Source organism: Actinoplanes lutulentus (genome assembly GCF_003259845.1).
GTDB lineage: Bacteria > Actinomycetota > Actinomycetes > Mycobacteriales > Micromonosporaceae > Actinoplanes > Actinoplanes lutulentus.
The window spans coordinates 290,527-311,271 of the sequence record NZ_QLMJ01000003.1; the positions used below are offsets into that span (position 1 = coordinate 290,527).

General features: G+C 69.1%; 19 protein-coding genes and 1 pseudogene. 8 read left to right on the forward strand and 12 right to left on the reverse strand.

Features of this window, described 5'->3' with window-relative positions:
- Positions 1–116 precede the first annotated feature (116 nt).
- The 7 genes from ahcY to nfi form a co-directional block, all read right to left on the reverse strand.
- On the reverse strand, positions 117–1,559 hold the full coding sequence (ahcY, locus tag B0I29_RS08310) for an adenosylhomocysteinase (protein ID WP_111648305.1): 1,443 nt from the start codon (positions 1,557–1,559) through the stop codon (positions 117–119).
- A gap of 699 nt (positions 1,560–2,258) precedes the next feature.
- Complete coding sequence (manA, locus tag B0I29_RS08315) at positions 2,259–3,440, reverse strand: mannose-6-phosphate isomerase, class I (RefSeq protein WP_221402518.1); 1,182 nt, start codon at positions 3,438–3,440, stop codon at positions 2,259–2,261.
- Between the two features lie 20 nt (positions 3,441–3,460).
- Complete coding sequence (locus tag B0I29_RS08320; protein ID WP_111648306.1) at positions 3,461–4,408, reverse strand: cation diffusion facilitator family transporter; 948 nt, start codon at positions 4,406–4,408, stop codon at positions 3,461–3,463.
- Positions 4,405–5,628 carry an SIS domain-containing protein gene (locus B0I29_RS08325; protein ID WP_245972341.1) on the reverse strand — a complete coding sequence of 408 codons (1,224 nt, stop codon included), beginning with the start codon at positions 5,626–5,628 and terminating at the stop codon, positions 4,405–4,407. Before B0I29_RS08325 ends, B0I29_RS08320 begins: the two co-directional genes overlap by 4 nt.
- Positions 5,628–5,837, reverse strand: a complete 210-nt coding sequence (locus B0I29_RS08330; protein WP_111648307.1) for a Trm112 family protein — start codon at positions 5,835–5,837, stop codon at positions 5,628–5,630. The genes B0I29_RS08325 and B0I29_RS08330 overlap by 1 nt, the downstream gene beginning before the upstream one ends.
- A gap of 41 nt (positions 5,838–5,878) precedes the next feature.
- Positions 5,879–7,258: a phosphomannomutase/phosphoglucomutase gene (locus B0I29_RS08335; protein ID WP_111648669.1), complete on the reverse strand. Its 1,380-nt coding sequence runs from the start codon at positions 7,256–7,258 to the stop codon at positions 5,879–5,881.
- An 83-nt stretch (positions 7,259–7,341) separates the two neighbouring features.
- Complete coding sequence (gene nfi, locus B0I29_RS08340; protein ID WP_111648308.1) at positions 7,342–7,989, reverse strand: deoxyribonuclease V; 648 nt, start codon at positions 7,987–7,989, stop codon at positions 7,342–7,344.
- Between the two features lie 803 nt (positions 7,990–8,792).
- Between nfi and B0I29_RS08345 the strand changes: the two genes are divergently transcribed.
- The 4 genes from B0I29_RS08345 to B0I29_RS08360 all read left to right on the forward strand — a co-directional run bounded on the left by B0I29_RS08345 (position 8,793) and on the right by B0I29_RS08360 (position 13,138).
- Positions 8,793–10,067: a GAF domain-containing protein gene (locus tag B0I29_RS08345; protein ID WP_111648309.1), complete on the forward strand. Its 1,275-nt coding sequence runs from the start codon at positions 8,793–8,795 to the stop codon at positions 10,065–10,067.
- Between the two features lie 31 nt (positions 10,068–10,098).
- The gene (gene exaC, locus B0I29_RS08350; protein ID WP_111648310.1) at positions 10,099–11,622 is read left to right on the forward strand and encodes an acetaldehyde dehydrogenase ExaC; all 1,524 of its coding nucleotides are present in this window, start codon (positions 10,099–10,101) and stop codon (positions 11,620–11,622) included.
- Between the two features lie 3 nt (positions 11,623–11,625).
- Positions 11,626–12,000 (forward strand): DUF779 domain-containing protein, encoded by a 375-nt coding sequence (locus B0I29_RS08355; protein WP_111648311.1) that lies wholly within the window; start codon positions 11,626–11,628, stop codon positions 11,998–12,000.
- A 259-nt stretch (positions 12,001–12,259) separates the two neighbouring features.
- Positions 12,260–13,138, forward strand: coding sequence for a polysaccharide deacetylase family protein (locus B0I29_RS08360; RefSeq protein WP_245972343.1), 879 nt, complete (start codon positions 12,260–12,262; stop codon positions 13,136–13,138).
- A 14-nt stretch (positions 13,139–13,152) separates the two neighbouring features.
- Here the strand turns inward: B0I29_RS08360 and B0I29_RS08365 are convergent, their stop codons facing one another.
- Entirely contained in the window at positions 13,153–13,515 is a 363-nt protein-coding gene (locus tag B0I29_RS08365) for a DUF3499 domain-containing protein (RefSeq protein WP_111648313.1), read from the reverse strand.
- A gap of 157 nt (positions 13,516–13,672) precedes the next feature.
- Here B0I29_RS08365 and B0I29_RS08370 point away from each other — a divergent pair, with 157 nt between their 5' ends.
- Complete coding sequence (locus B0I29_RS08370; RefSeq protein WP_111648314.1) at positions 13,673–14,179, forward strand: metallopeptidase family protein; 507 nt, start codon at positions 13,673–13,675, stop codon at positions 14,177–14,179.
- 21 nt (positions 14,180–14,200) lie between these two features.
- Here the strand turns inward: B0I29_RS08370 and B0I29_RS08375 are convergent, their stop codons facing one another.
- The 3 genes and pseudogenes from B0I29_RS08375 to B0I29_RS08385 form a co-directional block, all read right to left on the reverse strand.
- Positions 14,201–14,458 carry a WhiB family transcriptional regulator gene (locus B0I29_RS08375; RefSeq protein WP_111648315.1) on the reverse strand — a complete coding sequence of 86 codons (258 nt, stop codon included), beginning with the start codon at positions 14,456–14,458 and terminating at the stop codon, positions 14,201–14,203.
- A 379-nt stretch (positions 14,459–14,837) separates the two neighbouring features.
- Positions 14,838–16,076, reverse strand: a pseudogene (gene cofG, locus B0I29_RS08380) (7,8-didemethyl-8-hydroxy-5-deazariboflavin synthase CofG); the annotation flags it as partial.
- 107 nt (positions 16,077–16,183) lie between these two features.
- Entirely contained in the window at positions 16,184–17,077 is an 894-nt protein-coding gene (locus B0I29_RS08385) for a hypothetical protein (RefSeq protein WP_146616745.1), read from the reverse strand.
- Positions 17,078–17,166: 89 nt separating this feature from the next.
- Here B0I29_RS08385 and cofD point away from each other — a divergent pair, with 89 nt between their 5' ends.
- From cofD to B0I29_RS08400, 3 genes are read left to right on the forward strand one after another with little or no spacing between them, the layout of a single operon-like run.
- On the forward strand, positions 17,167–18,117 hold the full coding sequence (gene cofD / locus B0I29_RS08390) for a 2-phospho-L-lactate transferase (protein ID WP_111648317.1): 951 nt from the start codon (positions 17,167–17,169) through the stop codon (positions 18,115–18,117).
- Positions 18,114–19,067: a coenzyme F420-0:L-glutamate ligase gene (locus B0I29_RS08395; RefSeq protein ID WP_111648318.1), complete on the forward strand. Its 954-nt coding sequence runs from the start codon at positions 18,114–18,116 to the stop codon at positions 19,065–19,067. Before cofD ends, B0I29_RS08395 begins: the two co-directional genes overlap by 4 nt.
- Complete coding sequence (locus B0I29_RS08400) at positions 19,064–19,621, forward strand: NUDIX hydrolase (protein WP_111648319.1); 558 nt, start codon at positions 19,064–19,066, stop codon at positions 19,619–19,621. The genes B0I29_RS08395 and B0I29_RS08400 overlap by 4 nt, the downstream gene beginning before the upstream one ends.
- Here the strand turns inward: B0I29_RS08400 and B0I29_RS08405 are convergent.
- Positions 19,618–20,736, reverse strand: a complete 1,119-nt coding sequence (locus B0I29_RS08405; RefSeq protein ID WP_221402516.1) for a mannose-1-phosphate guanylyltransferase — start codon at positions 20,734–20,736, stop codon at positions 19,618–19,620. The two genes, B0I29_RS08400 and B0I29_RS08405, sit on opposite strands and share 4 nt — an antisense overlap.
- Positions 20,737–20,745: the final 9 nt, after the last annotated feature.

The window sequence follows — 20,745 nt, forward strand, 5'->3', positions numbered from 1 at the left end:
CGCCTGCGTGAAGTAATGGTGGGAGACAGCCGACCCCCGGTGGCGGCAACCCCCGGGGAGACAACGAGCCCCCGCTCGGCGGGCGAGCGGGGGCTCCGGCATGTCTAGACAGCTGTCTAGTAGCGGTAATGGTCCGGCTTGAACGGTCCGCCGACCGCGATGCCGAGGTACGCCGCCTGTTCCTTGGAGAGCTCGGTGAGCCTCACGCCGAGGGCGTCGAGGTGCAATCGGGCGACTTTTTCGTCCAATTGTTTGGGGAGCACATACACCCCCACGGGGTACTCCTCGGTCTTCGTGAAAAGCTCGATCTGAGCGATCGTCTGGTTCGAGAAGCTGTTGCTCATGACGAACGACGGGTGCCCGGTGGCGTTGCCGAGGTTCAGCAGACGCCCCTCGGAGAGCACGATGATCGAGTGCCCGTCGGCGAACCGCCACTCGTCGACCTGCGGCTTGATCGTCACTCGCGTCACATCGTCACGGCGAGCCAGGCCCGCCATATCAATTTCATTATCAAAATGACCGATATTTCCGACAATTGCCTGATGCTTCATCTGGGCCATGTGCTCATGGGTGATCACATCGAAGCAGCCGGTCGCGGTGATGAAAATATCCCCATAACTCACGACATCTTCAATGCGAGCCACCTGATAGCCGTCCATCGCGGCCTGGAGCGCGCAGATCGGGTCGATCTCGGTCACGATCACCCGGGCGCCCTGCCCGCGCAGCGACTCGGCGCAGCCCTTGCCCACGTCGCCGTACCCGAAGACGACCGCTACCTTGCCACCGATCAGCACGTCGGTGGCCCGGTTGATGCCGTCGATCAGCGAGTGCCGGCAGCCGTACTTGTTGTCGAACTTGCTCTTGGTCACCGAGTCGTTCACGTTGATCGCCGGGAAGAGCAGCGTGCCGTGCAGCTGCATCTCGTAGAGCCGGTGCACCCCGGTGGTGGTCTCCTCGGTGACACCCTTGATCCCCGCCGCCACCCGGGTCCAGCGTTTGCCGTCCTCTTTCAGGCTGCGGGCGAGCAGGCCGAGGATCACCGCGTACTCCTCCGAGGACGCACTCTCCGGCGGCGGCGCCACGCCGGCTTTCTCGAACTCGGCGCCCTTGTGCACCAGCAGCGTCGCGTCACCACCGTCGTCGAGGATCATGTTGGGCGCCTCGCCGTCCGGCCAGAGCAGCACCTGCTCGGTGCACCACCAGTACTCCTCGAGCGTCTCGCCCTTCCACGCGTAGACCGGCACACCCTGCGGTTTCTCCGGCGTACCCTCCCGGCCCACCACGATCGCCGCAGCCGCGTGATCCTGCGTCGAGAAGATGTTGCACGACGCCCACCGCACCTGCGCGCCGAGCACGGTCAGCGTCTCGATCAGCACCGCGGTCTGGATCGTCATGTGCAGCGACCCGGTGATCCGCGCCCCCCGCAGCGGCTGACTCGGCCCGAACTCCGCCCGCAACGCCATCAAACCGGGCATCTCGTGCTCCGCCAGCTCGATCTCCTTACGCCCGAACCCGGCGAGCGAGAGGTCAGCGACCTTGAAATCACCCTCAGCCAACATCAAAACCCCTTTTTGGTACGACCTAAGGGCGCCCCAACCGCAGCCACGCCGCCCGTGACGACCCTGCGCAAGCCCCTTGCCACTAATCCTGGCTGCCGCGCCGCCACCGCGCGCCCTTACGGCCGCTTCGCGCCCGCCCAATCCCGCAAAGGTCTCCAGACATAGCGAACGGGGCGACAGGCCTAAGCCCATCGCCCCGTTCATCCCCCCGGTTTGGTACCGCGCGCGTCCGTGGGACCCCCCGATCACCAATGACGCTGCGTGTTTCTAGATTCACACTCCGCAACCACTATGTCAAGCTATTTCCCCAAAATCCGGACGAAAGCCGCCGCCAAACACCCCAAGCACCCAGCACACACCGCCACCATGTCGGGGTGCTCCCGGTGTGATCCACTCACCCCCGCCAAGCAGGCCGCACCCAGCCGCCGAACGACCCGACCGCTGAACACGAGCCGTAGCTCAGATAGGTCATGAGGCTTGATGACCTATCTGAGCTACGGCTCGCCCCACCCAGCCCCGCCAGCGTGTCGAGTGCAGGCTCAATACGCACCTGAACTCGACACGGGCGGCGTGGTGGGCCCTCCTTCGGGCTGGGTGCTGTGTTGGGCGGAGAAGGCCTCGCCGGGAACGGAGCAGCCGTGAACCCCCACGATTGGGGTTCACGGCTGCGGGCTGTGCGCGATTGGGCGTACCCAAGAATTAAGCAGGAACCGAGGCGACGAAGAGGACGCCTACGCCGGCCGCGGTGAGCGGCCCGGCGCTGGCCGGGGCGTAAGCGGCCTCGCCGGGACGCACCTCGACCGGTGTGCCGTGCCCCTCGCCCACGTGGATGTCGCCGGACGCGCCCAGAATGACCCGCGGGCCGCTGCCCGGCAGCTGCGCCGGCGGGCGGTCCTCGGTGAGCGTGACGCGGTAGAGCTCGAAGTCCGGCACCGGGACCTTCCACGATGTGACGCCGGGCGCGAGTTCGGTGGGGTGCAGCAGCGGGTCGTCCAGGACTTCGAAGCGCAGAACCCGCAGCAGTTCGTCGACGTCGACGCGTTTCGGGGTGAGGCCGCCGCGCAGCACGTTGTCGCTGGAGGCCATCAGTTCGACGCCCAGGCCACCCAGGTACGCGTGGAGGTTGCCGGCGGGCATCCAGATCGCCTGGCCGGGCTGGAGCCAGACCAGGTTGAGCAGCAGCGCGACCAGTACGCCCGGATCGCCGGGATAGTTGGCGGCCAGGTCGACGGCGAGGACGAACGACGGGGTGTGCCCGTGGTCCTCCGGCACCTGCTGGGCGGCCGACGAGACCTGCTTGATCAGGTCGTCGCGCTCGGACTCGGGCCAGCTCAGCAGCGTGCGTACGGCGGTTTCGAGGTCGCCGTCGTGCAGGGCGGTGACGACCGGCGCCAGTTGCGGCAGGTTCAGCTCACTGAGCACCTCGGCGGATACCTGCGGCGACCGGAACCCGCAGAGCGCCTCGAACGGCGTGAGCGCCACCAGCATCTCGGGCTTGTGGTGGCCGTCCGTGTAGTTCTTCGGCGCGGCCGGGTCCTGCTCCTGGCGGGCGAAGGCAGCCTTCGCGTAATCGGCGTCGGGATGGGCCTGCAGGGAGAGCGGGCCGGCCGCGGCCAGAACCTTCATGAGGTACGGCAACCGGTCGCCGAACCGCTCGACGATCGGCGCGCCGAGCTGGCCGGCCGGGTCGCCGGAGATGAGTGCGTTCAGTGCGAGCGGACCGTCCGGCCCGGGCACTGTCGACGGGTCACCCGGGTGCGCGCCGAGCCACAGCTCCGCCTCCGGTCCCTCGGATGCTGGGCGGCCCTGCAGCTCGGCGATCGCGGTCCGGGAGCCCCAGGCGTAAGTCCGGATCGCTCCGTGAAGCGGGTACACGGTCATACCCGGCAAAGTAGCAGTTATCAGACGGCCGCGGGGGGTGCTGCCTGCTCTTTGCCCGCCCGGTCGATGTCCGGCTCGATGTAGATCACGCGGGCGATCGGAACCGCCTCGCGAATCCGTACCTCGGTCTCGTCGATGTGCTGCGCCACGTCCGCGGCGCTCTCCGACTTCGGTACGGCGATCTTCACGGCGACCAGCAGCTCCTCAGGACCGAGGTGCAGCGTCTTCATGTGGATGATCCGGTCGACGCCGCCGCCGTTCAGGATCGCCTGCTCGATCTTGCGTACCGTCTCGGGGTTGGCTCCTTCGCCGAGGAGCAGGCTCTTGGTCTCGACCGCCAGGATCCCGGCGATGCCGACCAGCAGCAGGCCGATCGCGGCGGTGCCGGCCGCGTCCCACCGGCCGTCGTCGGTGATCAGCGTCAGCCCGACGCCGAACAACGCCAGGACCAGGCCGATCAACGCGCCGAAGTCCTCCAGGAGCACCACCGGCAGCTCGGGCGCCTTCGCCCGGCGTACGTAATCAACCCAGGAGGTCGTGCCGCGGGTCTGGTTCGACTCCTTGATCGCGGTACGGAACGAGTAACCCTCCAGGCCGATCGCGACCACCAGCACGGCAATCGGCACCCACTTGTATTCGGTGATCCCGTGCGGGTCCTGCCACTTGTGGTACGCCTCGTAGAGCGCGAACAACCCACCCAGGCTGAACAGCACGATCGAGACGATGAACGCGTAGATGTAGCGCTCCCGCCCGTACCCGAAGGGGTGCTCCGGGGTGGCCGCGCGTTTCGCCCGCTTGCCGCCGATCAGCAGCAGCAGCTGGTTGCCGGAGTCGGCCACCGAGTGGATCGACTCCGCCAGCATCGACGACGAGCTGGTGAGCAGGTACGCACCGAACTTGGTGACCGCGATGCCCAGGTTCGCACTGAGCGCCGCGATGATCGCTTTGGTGCCGCCTTCGGCGCTCACGCGATCCCGTCCGGAAGCGGGTTCGCGAGCTCCTTCATCTCGCTGATCGCCGGGACGGCCATCGGGTCGAGGCCGTGCGCCAGCGCGAGGTAGAGCGATGCGAAGTCGGGGACCGCCACCAGGGACGCGAGCCGCTCCAGCGCCGAGCCGCCCTCGGCGGTCAGCACGTCGCAGCGCACACCACGCCGGTCGGCGATCGTCTGGATGGCGTCGGCCCGGCGTTCCTCGACGGCGACCGGCTCGTCGGCGTCGTCCTCCGGGTTCAGCCCGCCGTCGCGAAGCAGCACGAGACGCAGCCGGGTGACGTTCTCGTCGACCTCTTCCGGGTCGGCGAAGATGTCCCGGGTGCCCTCGGCGAGACCGCCGAAGACGCCGTCGAGCAGGCCCACGCGACCACGACCGGCCTCACCGAGCGCGCCGGCCATGACCGGGTAACGCGCGTTGGCGGCGAGCGTGTCGCCGAAGCGCCGGGCCGCGACCGTGGCCAGCGGCGAGGAGCCCCAGACGATCGGCACCGAGCCGGCCAGGCCGAGCGCGAGCGCCTTTGCCGGGTTCACGAACGCGTCGGCGGCCGGACGGCAGCGCTCCGCGTCCGCGTCGAGCCGGGTCGCGGTCTCGGCGATGTCCGCCTCGGTGACCTTGACCAGGCCCAGGGCCCGGCCGGCGAACAGCACCGGAAGGATCAGGCCCCAGAGCGTGGCGCGGGCCGGAGCACGGCGCGGCACGCCGATGAACGGCGCGCGGGCCCGCTCGGCCATCGCCTCCAGCTCCGAGCCGGGGTTGCCGATCGCGACCAGCCGGGCGCCGCGGCGGGACGCGGCCTCGGCGGCGGCGAGCGCCTCCGGGCTGCGACCGGACGCGGAGACCGCGATCACCACGTCGGCGGCGCCGACCCAGCCGGGCACGCCGGCGCTGCGGTGACCGATGATCGGCACCGGGCAGCGTGGCCCGGCCACGGTCGCCAGGATGTTGCCGGTGAGGCCCGCGGTGCCGATGCCGGCCACCACGACGGCCCGTGGCCGGCCCTCCTCGGCGAGCATGCTCAGGTCGACCTCGCCGGCGAGCGCCGCCGACTCACGGACCTGGGCGCCGGCCGACGCGGTGGCGCGGAGCATGCCACCCGGGTCGTTGCCCAGCATCGTCTTCTCGTCGTCGAGCAGGGACTCGTCGGCGACGCGGTGCCCGTTAACCCCGGCGGAGCCGTCCATCGGGTTCACCATCAGGACGCCTCCGTCGTGGTTCCGTTGTTGCTCGCAGACTTGCGCGCTTCGTCCAGCAGGAGGATCGGGATGTCGTCCCGCACCTCGAAGATCAGACCGCAGCCCTGGTCGGTGCAGGTCAGCGTCTGAGCGTCCTCGTCGTATGCGAGCGGCGAATGATGCGTGTCCGGGCAGGCCAGAATCTCCAGCAACTGCTGATCGAGCGCCACCGCTCTACTCCTTTGTGCAAACGTCGAGTGTCGAGGCGATCCTATCCACGAACGATGGCGAGCACCTCGTCTCGCAGTTCGGCCATCCGCGCCGCGTCGTGCGCCTCCACGTTCAAGCGGAGCAGCGGCTCGGTGTTCGAGGCGCGCAGGTTGAACCAGGCACCGTCGCCGACCTGGAAGGTCAGACCGTCGAGCTCGTCCACCTCGGCCTGCGGGAACGCGGCACGCACCTCGGCGATCTTGGCGGGCGTGTCGGTCACCGTGGAGTTGATCTCACCGGAGGCGGCGTACCGCTCGTACTCCGCGGCGAACTCGCTCAGCGGCAGGTCCTGCCCGCCGAACGCGGCAAGCACGTGCATCGCGGCCAGCATGCCGGTGTCGGCGAACCAGAAGTCACGGAAGTAGTAGTGCGCCGAGTGCTCGCCGCCGAAGATCGCGTTGGTCGCGGCCATCTCGGCTTTGATGAACGAGTGGCCGACCCGGCTGCGCACCGGCTTGCCGCCGTTCTCCGTGATGATCTCCGGAACCGCGGCCGAGGTGATCAGATTGTGGATGATCGTGCTGCCCGGGAACTTCGCCAGCTCACGGGAGGCGACAAGCGCCGTGATCGCCGACGGGGAGACCGGGTCGCCCTTTTCGTCGACCACGAAACAACGGTCGGCGTCGCCGTCGAACGCCAGCCCGATGTCGGCGCCCTGCTCGCGTACGGCTTTCTGCAGGTCGACCAGGTTCTTCGGGTCCAGTGGGTTCGCCTCGTGGTTGGGGAACGAGCCGTCCAGCTCGAAGAAGAGCGGGACGATCTCCAGCGGCAGCGCCGGCAGCACCTGGTCGCCGAGCACCGCCGGAACCGTGTAACCGCCCATCCCGTTGCCGGCGTCCACGATCACCTTGAGCTGCCGGATACCGGCCAGGTCGACCAGCGAGCGCAGGTGGGCGGCGTAATCCTTGAGCGACTCACGCTGCTCGACCCGCTCCGGGCCCTCGGCGTCCGCGTTCAGGTCGCCGAGCAGTTTCTGAGCGCGCTGGCGCACCACCGCGAGACCGCTGTCCTGGCCGACCGGGCGGGCGCCGGACCGGCAGAGCTTGATCCCGTTGTACTGAGCTGGGTTGTGGCTGGCGGTGAACATGGCACCGGGAAGGTTCAGCGAGCCCGATGCGTAGTAGAGCTGGTCGGTCGAGGCGAGACCGATATTGATCACCCCGGCACCGGCCGCGTTGACACCCCGCGCGAAGGCGGCGGCCAGGCCCGGGCCGGAGTCGCGCATGTCGTGAGCGATCACGATCTGGTCCGGCTCGCTGCCGGACTCGCGCAACATCTCGACGAACGCGGTGCCCAGCGCCCGGGCCACCGGTTCGTTGAGCTGGTCCGGAACGATGCCCCGGACGTCGTACGCCTTGATGATCTGCGACAGATCGGTCACCACTCGCTCCTCCATGAGTCCCCTTTGGGCTGAGGGTATCGGAGCGATCAGTACCGAAAAGCTTCAACCGCGATGCCGCCCAGTTAACTCAGAAGATCACGACAGGCACGGTCAGCTACCCGGGTGGTTTCCGGCAACCGGAACTTCGGCGTCAGCCGCAGGGTGATCGCACACGCGTTATCAAGATCAATCCGGTGCCCCGCCGAGACGAAGACCGGCTTCACCCCGCTCCGGGTCCGCAGCACCGCACCGACCGTCTCCCCCGCGTCCACCAGCGGCGACCGGTCACCACGCTCCGCACCCACCGGTGCGAACTCCCCGACCAGCCGGGTCTTGCCCACCCCGAACGCCGGAAGATCCGTCAGCACCCCGAGATGCGCCGCCAGCCCGAACCGCCGTGGATGCGCCAGCCCGTGCCCGTCACAGATCAGCACATCGGGCCGCACTGTCAGTTTCTCCAGCGCGTCCAGCAGCGACGGCACCTCCCGGAACGCGAACAGCCCCGGAACATAAGGAAACGCCGGCCGCCCGATCACCAGAGCGGTGTCGCGCACCGAGAGATCCGCGTAATCGAGCACCACGACCGCCGCACCGAGCCGGTCACCGTCGTAGGCCACGTCCAGCCCGGCGACGGTCACCGGAGACGCAGGCCCGGGGGCGGAGACCACCCGGGAGCGCAAGACCTCCTGAGCGGCGAGAGCTTCCTCTTCGGTACGCGGCCAGAACTCCACTGCCGAAGCATAGAACCGCCTGGATCACCCCCACCCGCCCGAGCGCAGCCACCGCCCCACCGTGTGCCCCCGTCTTCACGGAGCCAGAGACCACCGTGTGCCCCCGTCCCGCCAAGACGAGTCGCCACCGTGTGCCCGCTCATCGCCGGTTTCGAGCTTCAGGTCGGCGCTCAGCACTCTTCGTGACTCTTCGTGGTCGCCGAGCAGGATGTGACCGAGGCTCGGGCGCCGATCTTGGAGTCGCGTGGGCGCTATATGCCCCGCAAAACTCCACTAACGCGCGAATTCACGCTGTCGATCATTGCCTTCGACTACGCCCCGTCACCGCCAGCACTGGATACCCCTTGGGTCCAGCCCTCTGAACTGGGCTGGGGCGCACGCACGAGCCTGAGCCGTAGCTCGGCCACGCTATCGACCCGGCATTCCGTGGCTCAGCTACGGCGGACAGGGCCGAGCCGTAGCTGAGGCACGTTCACAGACCGCTATTCCAGGCCTCAGCTACGGCTCGGGTGCGCGAAACTCGCTCGGCAGCCCCTGCCAACCGGCAAACCCGCGAGCCCACCAACCCACGAACCCGCCAACCCGGCGAACCCGGCGGACCCGGCAAACCGGCAACCCGGCGGACCAGCGGACCGGCGAACCCCGTGGGCGAACTCGTCTCGGCGGGCCGGCTGAACAGTGGGCCGTCGAGTGGGTGGCGCGCCGGCCCCGGACTCTCGAATTACCTGGGTGGAAGCTGAGTGCTCTGTGCTGTTGTCTCCTGGCGTGACGGGGGTCACGATGGGGATCTGGAGGTGCCCCAGGTGAACCCGTGGCTTGCCCTCACTCCTGGAGATGACCCGGCCGAGCGGATCCGCCAGGTCGGCCGTGCCCATGAACGGTTTCTGGCCGGTGATCGCCGGCCGGAGCAGCCGGACCGGCCGGGCCGGATGCGCTCGGTTGTCGCTGACTCCTGGGCGAGGTCGGCCGCGTCGATCGGGGCTGACAACACCGCTCCGATCGATCTCTCCGACGACGACCTCGAGGCGTACCGGTCGGGGCATCCGCTCGCGCAGGTCATGCCGATCTTCCGGGACCTGCTGGGCGGGCTGGCCGAGGACGGCGAGCACATTCTGGCGGTCTGTGACGCGACCGGGCGACTGCTGTGGGTGGAGGGACGGCCGGCCACGCTGCGCGGCGCGGCGTCGATGAACTTCGTGCCCGGCGCGCGCTGGGACGAGGCGCACGCCGGCACCAACGCCCCGGGGACCGCGCTCGCCGTCGACCACGCCATCCAGATCTTCGCGACCGAGCACTACAGCCGCCCGGTGCAGCGGTGGACCTGCGCCGCAGCGCCGATCCACGATCCGGTCAGCGGGCGGCTGCTCGGCGCCATCGACGTGACCGGTGGAGACCATCTGGCGAACCCGCACAGTCTGGCGCTGGTCCGGGCCACGGCGCTGGCCGCTGAGGCGTACCTGGGCGCGGCGAAGCCGGTGAGCGACCGCCCGGCGGTCGCGGCACTCGGCCGGGACGAGGCGATGATCGCGGTGGGTGGGAAGCGGTTGCGGCTGGGCCGGCGGCATTCCGAGCTGCTGGTGCTGCTCACCCTGCATCCGGAGGGTCGCACCGGCGACCAGCTCGGCATCGATCTGTACGGCGACGACGTGAACCCGGTGACGATCCGTGCCGAGCTGTCCCGGCTGCGCCGCATCCTCGGTCCGGAGCTGCTCGACTCCCGGCCCTACCGGCTCCGCGCCGAGATGGACGTGGACTTCGTGACCGTGAGCCGGCTGCTGGATGCCGGGCGGGCGGCGGAGGCCCTTTCCGCGTACCCAGGGGTGTTGCTCCCGGCGTCGGACGCGCCGGGGGTGGCCAGGCTGCGCCGGCGCCTGGACGACCGGCTGCGGGCCGCTGTGCTCGCCACCGGCGACCGGAGGCTGCTGCAGACCTGGCTGGGTGGCCCGCTCGGCGCCGAGGACCTGGAGATGTGGGAGGCGTACGCCCTCCTGGCCCCGGCCGACCCGATCGCGGCCCGCCGGGTCGCCCAGCTGTCCGACGAATACGAGATCTGCAACGTTCGCGCAACGTCGCCGTAACTAGCGTCCGCCTCGAAGAGGAGGCGAGACTATGACCATCTACACCCCGCCCGGTTCCGACGGCTCGATCGTCAGCTACCAGTCGCGCTACGACCACTACATCGGTGGCGAATACGTCCCGCCGGCCAAGGGCCAATACTTCGAGAACCCCTCACCGGTGAACGGCCGCACCTTCTGCGAGGTCGCCCGGGGCACCGCCGAGGACGTGGAGAAGGCGCTGGACGCCGCACATGGCGCGGCCGACGCGTGGGGCCGCACCTCGCCGACCGAGCGTGCCAACATCCTCAACAAGATCGCCGACCGGATGGAACAGAACCTCGAGAAGATCGCGGTCGCCGAGGCCTGGGAGAACGGCAAGGCGGTACGCGAGACCCTCGCCGCCGACATCCCCCTCGCCATCGACCACTTCCGCTACTTCGCCGGGGTGATCCGGGCGCAGGAGGGCACCGCGGGCGAGATCGACGAGGACACCGTGGCGTACCACTTCCACGAGCCGCTCGGCGTGGTCGCCCAGATCATCCCGTGGAACTTCCCGATCCTGATGGCCGTCTGGAAGCTGGCGCCCGCCCTGGCCGCCGGCAACGCGGTGGTGCTCAAGCCGGCCGAGCAGACGCCGGCCTCGATCCACTATCTGTTCTCGCTGATCGGCGACTTGATCCCGGCCGGCGTGGTGAACATCGTCAACGGCTTCGGTGTGGAGGCCGGCAAGCCCCTGGCCAGCTCGAACCGGGTCGCCAAGGTCGCGTTCACCGGCGAGACCACCACCGGCCGCCTGATCATGCAGTACGCCTCGGAGAACCTGATCCCGGTCACGCTGGAGCTCGGTGGCAAGAGCCCGAACATCTTCTTCGACGACGTCAGCCGGGCCGACGACGACTTCCTGGACAAGTCGCTCGAAGGCTTCGCGATGTTCGCGCTCAACCAGGGCGAGGTCTGCACCTGCCCGTCGCGCGCGCTGATCCAGCAGGGCCACTACTCCGACTTCCTCGCGGCCGGCGTGAAGCGGGTGGAGAACCTGAAGCAGGGCAACCCGCTGGACACCGACACCCAGGTCGGCGCGCAGGCCTCCAACGACCAGCTGGAGAAGATCCTGTCGTACCTGGACACCGGCCGGCAGGAGGGCGCTCGCGTCCTGGCCGGCGGCGCTCGCGCGGAGCTGTCCGGCGACCTGGCCGGCGGTTACTACGTCCAGCCGACGATCTTCGAGGGCCGGAACGGGATGCGGATCTTCCAGGAGGAGATCTTCGGCCCGGTCGTGTCGGTCACACCGTTCGCCGACTTCGACGACGCCATCAAGATCGCAAACGACACTCTGTACGGTCTCGGCGCCGGCGTGTGGACGCGGGACGGGAATCAGGCGTACCGGGCCGGGCGGGCGATCAAGGCCGGCCGGGTGTGGACGAACTGCTACCACCTGTACCCGGCACACGCCGCGTTCGGTGGCTACAAGCAGTCCGGCATCGGCCGGGAGAACCACAAGATGATGCTCGACCACTACCAGCAGACGAAGAACCTGCTGGTCAGTTACTCCCCCAAGGCGATGGGCTTCTTCTAGGCCATGGCCACCAGAGTTGATGTCACTCCCGCGGCTGCCGGCATGATGCGACAGCTGCGGGAGCAGCACGGTCCGCTGATGTTCCACCAGTCCGGCGGCTGCTGCGACGGCAGCTCGCCGATGTGTTACCTGGAGGGTGAATTCCGCACCGGCCAGTCCGATGTGCTGCTGGAGTCTCTGGTGATCGAGGGGGTACCGGAGCCGATCACGTTCTGGATGTCGAGCTCGCAGTTCGCACTCTGGAAGCACACGCATCTGACGGTGGACGTGGTACCCGGTCGTGGCGCCGGCTTCTCGCTGGAAGCGCCGGAGGGCGTCCGGTTCCTGATCCGCTCGCGCCTGCTCACCGAACAGGAGCTGGCCGAGCTGGCAGCGTAATTTTGTTCACAAAGAAAGGGGCTGAGGCGACTCGGCCCCTTTCGGACATTTACTGCCATGCGCAGCAGCTTGCGCCGGTGCGCGATGATACGCCGACATACCTGAGCGCATTACCGTTTTCGAACGAAGCATGCGTACGGGACTGGCGGCCGGACGCACTCCTGAGGCATCGTCGTCAGTCGCCGACGAACCTGGGGAGGAACACTCGATGCGGCTGTCGCACACCAGAAAGGCCGTCACGCTCAGCACTTTGCTGATCATGACAGCTCTTCTCGGACAGGCCGCAGCGGCCCAGACGACGTCGTCACCGGTTCCGGTGACCTCGACGCCTGCTACACCGACCGCTCCGTACTCGGAGGCGGCGACAAGCCCTGAGGTCGCGGCTGATCCTGAGGCCGAGACAGACCCCGCCGCCACAAGCCCTGAGGCGGCACCCGCGAGCAAGCCCGCCGCGGCGAAGCCGAACCCGGCCAAGAGCAGCGATCGCACCGAGAGCACGACCGGTGGCAAGCATCACGGCCGCCCGCGCATCAACGGGCCGGCACGCAGCATCACCACCACCGGCACCGAGGGCGTCGCGCTGACGTTCGACGACGGGCCGGACCCGACGTACACGCCGCAGCTGCTGGAGATGCTCGCCAAGGAGCGGGTGAAGGCGACGTTCTGCGTCGTCGGCACGAACGCCAAGAAACACCCGGAGCTGATCCGCGAGATCGTCAAGGCCGGCCACTCGCTCTGCAACCACTCGTGGAACCACGACCTGAAGCTCGGCAAGAAGCCGCCCAAGAAGATCAAGGCTGACTTGGAGCGCACCAACGCCGCGATCCGCGCGGCCGTGCCGAACGCGAAGATCAGCTTCATGCGGGCGCCCGGCGGCAACTTCACGCCGAACCTGGTGAAGGTCTCCGGCAAGCTCGGCATGGCGCCGCTGTACTGGCAGGTCGACCCGCGCGACTGGGACCAGCCGAAGGGCGAGTCACACGCCGACCACCGCAAGAAGATCGTCAAGATCGTGCAGAAGCGCACCCGGAAGGGCTCGGTGATCCTGTCGCACGACAACGCGCAGCCGGACACGATCGAGGCGTACAAGACGCTGCTGCCCTGGCTCCGCCGGCACTTCACGCTGGTAGCCCTGTAAAACGCCCCTCAGGGCTAGTGCGAGGGCGGGATCACGCGCAGGTGGCCCCGACGGCCGGTCTGGTGCCCCGGAGCGTGCTCGGACTCGTCAGGGCGCGGGTGCACCGGACGGGCGGCCTCACGGACGGCGTCAGCGAGGGCGACCAGGTCGTCGGTGGTCGGGGGCGGCGGCGCGAAGTCGCCGTCGTGCCGGACCAGTTCCCAGCCGCGCGGGGCGGTGAGGCTGCGGGCGTGCGGCTCGCACAGGTCGTACGTGTGCGGTTCGGCGAACGCCGCGAGTGGACCGACCACGGCCGTGGAATCGTTGTATACGTAGGTCAGGGTGGCGACCGCCTGTCGGGGACAGCCGTTCCTGGAGCAGCGCCTTGGTGACCTCACGGCGGCACGTTATCTCTCCATCGGCCGATCCGGGGAGCGTTGCCCTCGCGACACGCCGACCCACAACGCATCACGATTCGGCCATGGCGGCAGGACACGCCGCCCCGTTGGGGCGAATTAACAGGTGAGACACACGATGAGAACAGCCTGACCACGTATGTCGCCCGCGTGGGGATACGCTGGCCGCGTGACCACCAGCCCTGAACGCCGCCGGACGGATCCGAAGGCGACGCGCAGCACCGGCCCGGGTCATCCGGCCCGGCGCGACCGGCACGGACGAGGCCTGCGCGGCCGCCTGGTCCCTGCCACCGTGCCGTTGGCCCGCACCAAGGCGGAGATCTTCGACGACCTGGTGCTGGACACGGTCGAGAGCCTCGAGCGGCGGTACGCGAAAGAGCTGGCCGGCGTCGAGTTCGCAGTCGAGGACGTGCCCCCGGAGCTCAACGTCTACGACTCGGACGTGCTCGAGGACGGCGAGGTGCCCCTGGCCCGGCTGCTGCCCGGCCGCCCCGGCCGGCACGAGTTGCCGCCGCGGATCGTGCTGTACCGCCGCCCGCTGGAATTCCGGGCGATGGATCGGGAAGACCTCGCCGACCTCGTCCACGATGTGATCATCGAGCAGGTTGCCAACCTGCTCGGCGTCGACCCGGACGAACTGGCTTGAGACGAACCGGCTGGAGTGGCCTCAGGCCACCCGCCGCTTCAACTTCCGACGTTCACGTTCGGACAGTCCACCCCAGATCCCGAAGCGTTCGTCGTGGCCGAGTGCGTACTCCAGACAATCGGCTTTCACGTCGCAGCGGCCACAGATGCGCTTGGCCTCGCGCGTCGAGCCGCCCTTCTCCGGAAAGAAGGCTTCCGGGTCGGTCTGCGAACACAGTGCTCGCTCCTGCCACTCGGGGGCGTCCCCGAGCAGGTCGAACCCTTCAACCTGCGTTTCCATCGGCGTGCCTCCATTTTCCGCGTCGGCTGTGAAGCCGACGCTGACCCCCCACGCACGCGGCGTGTTTCTGTGGGTTCGATGCGAAATGAGCACATCGTCCCCACAACCCCACCAAAATTACACGCGTGTAAGACGTGCGTCGTCAAGCCGAACCTGATAAATAGGCCCGTTCCTGCAAGCGTCGAGGACGCTTCGCGGCCCCCGTTCCTGCCCTATCTCCCGGAGCCACCGGAAGGTAACGCGGGCTCGGGCGGTCACGTCCAATTTAACCCGTTTTGTAACTTAGTGGCAGGGGGTCCCCCGGAGCGGGTCCGCCGAATGGATCAAGTGGTCAGTGGTCGCCGTAGACAGTGGCCTGTCCCGAGACCGGCAAAAGCGCACGCCAGGGCCGGGGGTCGGGGCTGATCTCCAGCGCCAGTCCGTCCGGACCGGACAGCGCGGTGACGTGCGCGGACAGGTGAGGATCAAGCCAGCCCTCATCGGCGCGGCGGACGTACTCCGGGTAGATCGTGAGCCGTTCTCGCAGTTCGAACCCCGATCGGGCGGACAACTCGCGCAGGTTGTCGATCTGGGGCCACGGGCGCTCGGGGTTCACGTGGTCCGGCGTCACCGGCGAGACGCCACCCCAGTCGTCGATCCCGGCGCGCAGCAGCAGCGGGAACTCCTGGTCGATCAGGTTCGGCGGCGCCTGGATCCGGGCTCGCGGACCCATCAGGATCCGGGCCACGGCCACCGTGGCGGCCAGCTCCCGCAGCTCGGCGTCGGGCATGCCACGCATCGCCGTGTCCGGCTTCGCGCGGAAGTTCTGGATGATGACCTCTTGGATGTGCCCGTACTCCTGGGCCGTCCGCCGGATCGCGAAGAGTGAGTCGGCTCGCTCGGCGATGTTCTCCCCGATGCCGATCAGGATGCCGGTGGTGAACGGGACACCGGCGCGGCCGGCGTCGTCCAGGACCCGCAGCCGGACCGCCGGCTCCTTGTCGGGCGAGCCGTAGTGCGGTCCGCCCTTCTCCGACCAGAGCCGGGTGGCCGTGGTCTCCAGCATCATCCCCATGCTCGGTGAGACCGGCTTCAGCCACTGGAGCTCGTCGAAGGTCATCACGCCGGGGTTGAGGTGCGGCAGCAGACCGGTCTCGGTGAGGACGGCGACCGCGCAGGCACGGACGTAATCGAGGGTCGACTCGTATCCACGCTCGTCGAGCCACTGCCGGGCGGCCGGCCAGCGCGCCTCGGGACGGTCACCGAGGGTGAAGAGCGCTTCCTTGCAGCCCTGCGCGGCGCCCTGCCGGGCGATCTCCAGAACCTCGTCGAGCTCCAGGTACGCCGACGGCAGTCGATGCGGCACGGTCGCGAACGTGCAGTAATGACATCGATCCTGGCAGAGCCGGGTGAGCGGGATGAAAACCTTGCGAGAGTACGTGACCACGCCGGGCCGGCCGGCCTCCCGCAGACCGGCATCGCGCACACCGCCCGCGATGGCCAGCAACTCGTCGAATTGTTCGCCGTCGGCCCCGAGCAGCGCGATCGCGTCGTCCACATCGATCGTCTCGCCACCCGCGGCGCGGCGCAGGGCTCGCTGGATGCTCGCCGGTACCGGTTCCACGTTGACCTCTACCACGCAAAGCAGCCTAGGCCGGAATCGTTTCTGTCGCCCCCATGGTCAGCGGGCCAGGCAGTGTCGTGGAACACGGTGGCCCCGGGACGAGATGCCCCGGGGCCGGGTGCTCACTGACGCGGCGGGTCCTGGTCGGCCGGGCCGAAACCGGGCCGGTCGGAGGGCACCCCACCGGGCTGGTTCTCGGTGGTGGGAACGACCTGGGTGGGATCCGAGAAAGAAGCGGGGGCAGGAGCGGGCGCGGGCACGGCGGAGACCGGCGCGGCCGGGACCGGAGGCTGCCCATAAACCTGCGGCTGGTTCCACCCGGGCGGCGGACCCTGCGGCGGGCCGAATCCCTGCGGCGGCGCCGGCTGACCCTGCTGCGGCTGACCCCACGGCTGCTGAGGCGCACCGAAAGGCGGCTGCCCACCAAAACCTTGAGGCCCGCCGAAACCCTGCGGCGGCCCATTGAATCCCTGCGGCCCGTTGAATCCCTGCGGCCCACCGAAACCCTGCGGCTGCCCGTAAACACCCTGCGGCCTCGGCACCGTGAACACCCCGCGCCAGATCTGCCAGACCGCGTACGCCGCCAGCCCGAACAGCGCCAGCCAGGCGACCCGCTCCAGCAGCTCCAGCAGCGCCGAACCCGGCGAGGTCGACGCGATGTTGCTGACCCCGAACAGCACGCCGAAGACGAGCCCGAAGAAGGCCGCCACCCCGTACTCCACCAGGGCGACCAGCGTGATGGTCCGGGCCTGCGGGTGCACCGGCTTCACGGCGAGGGAGAGCACCACGGCGGCGATCGGGAAGAAGATCGTCGCGAGGTTCACAAAACTGCCGAAGCTGTACTGGGTACGGTTCAGGAAGTCCTCGCCGAACATGTCGAGGACGGCCACGAACAGGATGACGGCCGGGACCCCGGCCAGCGCGTACACGGCCCAGTCGCGCAACGGCCGCAGGAACTGCCCGATCGGCTTCTCCCCGGCCTGCGGCGGCGGTGAAGGCGGCGGTGATGTGGTCACGGTCACTCCCGGTGCGTATCTGACGGAGGGCCAGCGTAAACCGGCACCCACAACCCGTCGCGCCGACGCGGGTGCGGGAGGATGTAGGAATGCGGATCGTGGTCCTTACCGGGGGTATCGGCGGCGCCCGGTTCCTCCTCGGCGTGCGTGAGCACGCCCGCGCCATCGGCGCCGACGTCACCGCCGTGGTCAATGTCGGCGACGACGTACGCATGCACGGCCTTCAGATCTGTCCCGACCTGGACAGCGTCATGTACACGCTGGGCGGCGCTGCCGACCCGGACCGTGGCTGGGGCCGGGTCGGCGAGACCTGGGTCGTCAAGGAGGAGCTGGCGAAGTACGGCGTGGAGCCATCCTGGTTCGGGCTCGGCGACAAGGACACCGCCACCCACCTGGTACGCACGACGATGCTGAACGCCGGGTACCCCCTGTCCGCGGTGACCGCGGCTCTCTGTGAGCGCTGGCAGCCCGGCATCACGCTGCTCCCGGCCACCGACGACCGCCTGGAGACGCACGTCGTCGTGGACGTCGACGGCGAGCGCAAGGTGATCCACTTCCAGGAGTGGTGGGTACGCCACCGGGGCAACGTGCCGACTCACAACTTCGTCTTCCGCGGCGCCGACGTGGCGAAACCGGGCGCGGGTGTCCTGGAGGCGATCGGTCAGGCCGACGTCGTGCTGGTCGCCCCGAGCAATCCGATTGTCAGCATCGCGCCGATTCTTGCCGTACCCGCTCTGCGAGAGGCCGTGGCGAACGGCCCGGCGCCGGTGATCGGGGTGTCGCCCATCATCGGTGGCTCGCCGGTGCGCGGGATGGCCGACAAGTGCCTGGCCACGCTCGATATCGAGGTGAGCGCGGCCGGTGTCGGCCGGATGTACGGCCCACGCGCCGAAGGCGGCCTGCTGGACGGCTGGCTGGTCGACACGTCGGACGCCGGCGCCGAGGTCCCGGGCGTGCGCACCAAGGCGGTGCCGCTCTGGATGAAGGACGAAGCCCTGACCGCCCGGATGGTCGCGGAAGCACTGGAGCTGGCGAAGTGAAGCTCGAAATCCTCCCGGTGCAGGGCATAGGCGACGTGACCGCCGGCGACGACCTCGCCGAGCTGATCACGAAGGCCGCGCCCTGGCTCGCCGACGGCGACATCCTCGTGGTGACCAGCAAGATCGTGTCCAAGGCCGAGGGACGCCTCGTCGAGGTGCCGGCCGACGGTCCGGAGCGCGAGGAGGCCCGGCAGCGGGTGCTCGCCGGCGAGACCGCCCGGGTGGTGGCCCGCCGCGGTCCCACCACGATCGTGCAGACCCACCACGGTTTCGTGATGGCCGCGGCCGGCATCGACGCGTCGAACGTCGACAAGACCCATCTGGTGCTGCTCCCCGTCGATCCGGACGCCTCGGCCCGATCCCTGCGCGACAAGCTGCTTTCCCAGAACAAAGACGTCGCGGTGATCATCTCCGACACGATGGGCCGGGCCTGGCGCAACGGTCTCACCGACGTGGCGCTCGGAGCCGCCGGCATCGAGGCGATCCGCGATCACCGGGGCGAGCTCGATCCGTACGGCAACGAGCTCGTCCTCACCCAGATGGCCGTCATCGACGAGCTCTCGGCCGCGGCCGAGCTGGTCAAGGGCAAGTCCGACCAGGTGCCGGTGGCGGTGATCCGCGGTTATCCGGGCACCGGCGAAGGCAGCGGCGCGAAAGAACTGATCCGCGACACCGCGAGCGACATGTTCAGCCTGGGCACCGCCGAGGCCCGCGCCCAGGGCCTCCGCGACGCCGCCCTGCTGGACGCCGATGACGAGGCCACGACCCAGCGGGCGCTCGACATCGTGCGGACCGGCGCTCTGCGCCTCACCCCCGCCGGTCCCTCTCCGGCGGACTTCTTGCGCTTGGGCGCCGAGACCCATCGGGTACGCACAATGCTCGCGGCCGATGGACACAGGACAACCGTGGTCTTCGACGACGCCGGAGCCACCATCGAGGTGATCAAGTGAGCGCCCTTTACGACGACGCGGCCAAGGTCCTCAGCGCCTGGTCCGCCACCTCGGAAGACGCCGAGCTGGCCCGCAAACGCACCCTCGACCTGCTCGCCGACGGCCCGGAGGCGATGACCCGGGCACACCGGGCCGGCCACGTCACGGCCAGCGCGCTGGTCGTCGACGACGCCGGCCGGGTGCTGCTCTGCCTGCACGGACGGCTCGGCATGTGGATGCAGCTCGGCGGGCACTGCGAGCCCGGTGACACCACCCTGGCCGCCGCCGCACTGCGCGAGGCCACCGAGGAGTCCGGCATCGACGGCCTGGTCATCGACCCGGAACCGATCGACATCGACATCCACGAGGTCCGCTGCGGCGCGGCCGACGGCGCGCCGGCCGAGCCGTCGGTCCACTTCGACGTGCGGTTCCTGGTGCGCAGCCCGGCCGGCGCGACCGAGCGGATCAGCGAGGAGTCCGCTGATCTCGCCTGGTTCACGCCGGACGACCTGCCGAGCCCGCTGGCGTCCGGAACCGTCCGCCAGATCGCGCCCGCGTTGAAACGGATCGGCTAGATGTAACCGTGGTGGCCGAGCTCCTTGAGCTCGTCCACCAGGTGCTTGACCTCCTGAGCCCGCTCACGGGGGCAGACCAGCACCGCGTCCGGGGTGTCGACGATGACCAGGTCGCGGACGCCCATGGCGGCCACCAGCCGGCCCGACGACGGCAGCACCACGAGGTTTTCGGTGTCGCGCAGCAGCACTGTCGGCCGCTCCACGTCGCCGTCCCTGCCGACTATCACGTTGCCCGCCGGGTCAGCGGTGAGCACCTCACCGAGGGTGTGGAAGTCGCCGACGTCGTTCCAGCCGAAGTCGCCCGGGATGGTGCCGACCCGGCCGACGGTGGCCGCGCCTTCCATCACCGCGTAATCCACCGAGATCCGCGGCAGGGTCGGCCAGACCTCGCCGAGGACCTCCTCGCGGCCGGCCGTGTCCCAGGCCTGCGCGATCCGGCTGACACCGGACGCCAGCTGCGGCTGCTGCCGGGCCAGCTCGGCGAGGAACACGTCGACACGCCAGACGAACATGCCGGCGTTCCACAGGTAGTTGCCGGACTTCACGTAGCTCTCGGCGACCTCGTAGGACGGCTTCTCCTTGAACTCCTCGACCACCAGGACCGGGCCGTCGACGGACTCGCCGCCGCACTGGAGGTATCCGTACCCGGTTTCCGGGCGGGTCGGGGTGATGCCGAGGGTCATCAGCAGACCCTGCTGCGCGCCGGCCATCGCCTTGCGGATGACCGAGGCGAACTCCGCCTTGTCCGCGATCAGGTGATCGGACGCGAAGGAGCCCATGATCGCTTCCGGGTCGCGGCGGGCGATGACCGCGGCGGCCAGGGCGATCGCCGCGCACGAGTCCCGCGGCGACGGCTCGACCAGAACGTTTTCCTCGGGGACCGAGGCGAGCTGGCGGGAGACCGCCGCGGCGTGCGCGACACCGGTCACCACAAACATCCGTTCGGGTGACGTCAGGGTGTCCAGCCGGTCCACCGTGGCCTGCAACAAAGAGGCCGGTGTACCGGTCAGAGGGTGAAGGAATTTGGGATGACCGGCGCGGGACAGTGGCCAGAGACGGGTTCCGGTGCCCCCGGCCAGAACCACGCCATATAGCACAGACTGTTCGTCGTTCATGTGCGGAGA

Excerpts from the sequence above, each read along its gene's own strand:
- B0I29_RS08370 (WP_111648314.1), top strand. The coding sequence starts at position 13,673 with ATGTCGCCCGCGTGGGGATACGCTGGCCGCGTGACCACCAGCCCTGAA.
- ahcY (WP_111648305.1), bottom strand. The coding sequence starts at position 1,559 with ATGTTGGCTGAGGGTGATTTCAAGGTCGCTGACCTCTCGCTCGCCGGG.
- exaC (WP_111648310.1), top strand. The coding sequence starts at position 10,099 with ATGACCATCTACACCCCGCCCGGTTCCGACGGCTCGATCGTCAGCTAC.
- B0I29_RS08355 (WP_111648311.1), top strand. The coding sequence starts at position 11,626 with ATGGCCACCAGAGTTGATGTCACTCCCGCGGCTGCCGGCATGATGCGA.
- B0I29_RS08325 (WP_245972341.1), bottom strand. The coding sequence starts at position 5,628 with ATGGTGAACCCGATGGACGGCTCCGCCGGGGTTAACGGGCACCGCGTC.
- cofD (WP_111648317.1), top strand. The coding sequence starts at position 17,167 with ATGCGGATCGTGGTCCTTACCGGGGGTATCGGCGGCGCCCGGTTCCTC.
- B0I29_RS08405 (WP_221402516.1), bottom strand. The coding sequence starts at position 20,736 with ATGAACGACGAACAGTCTGTGCTATATGGCGTGGTTCTGGCCGGGGGC.
- B0I29_RS08360 (WP_245972343.1), top strand. The coding sequence starts at position 12,260 with ATGACAGCTCTTCTCGGACAGGCCGCAGCGGCCCAGACGACGTCGTCA.
- B0I29_RS08375 (WP_111648315.1), bottom strand. The coding sequence starts at position 14,458 with ATGGAAACGCAGGTTGAAGGGTTCGACCTGCTCGGGGACGCCCCCGAG.
- manA (WP_221402518.1), bottom strand. The coding sequence starts at position 3,440 with ATGACCGTGTACCCGCTTCACGGAGCGATCCGGACTTACGCCTGGGGC.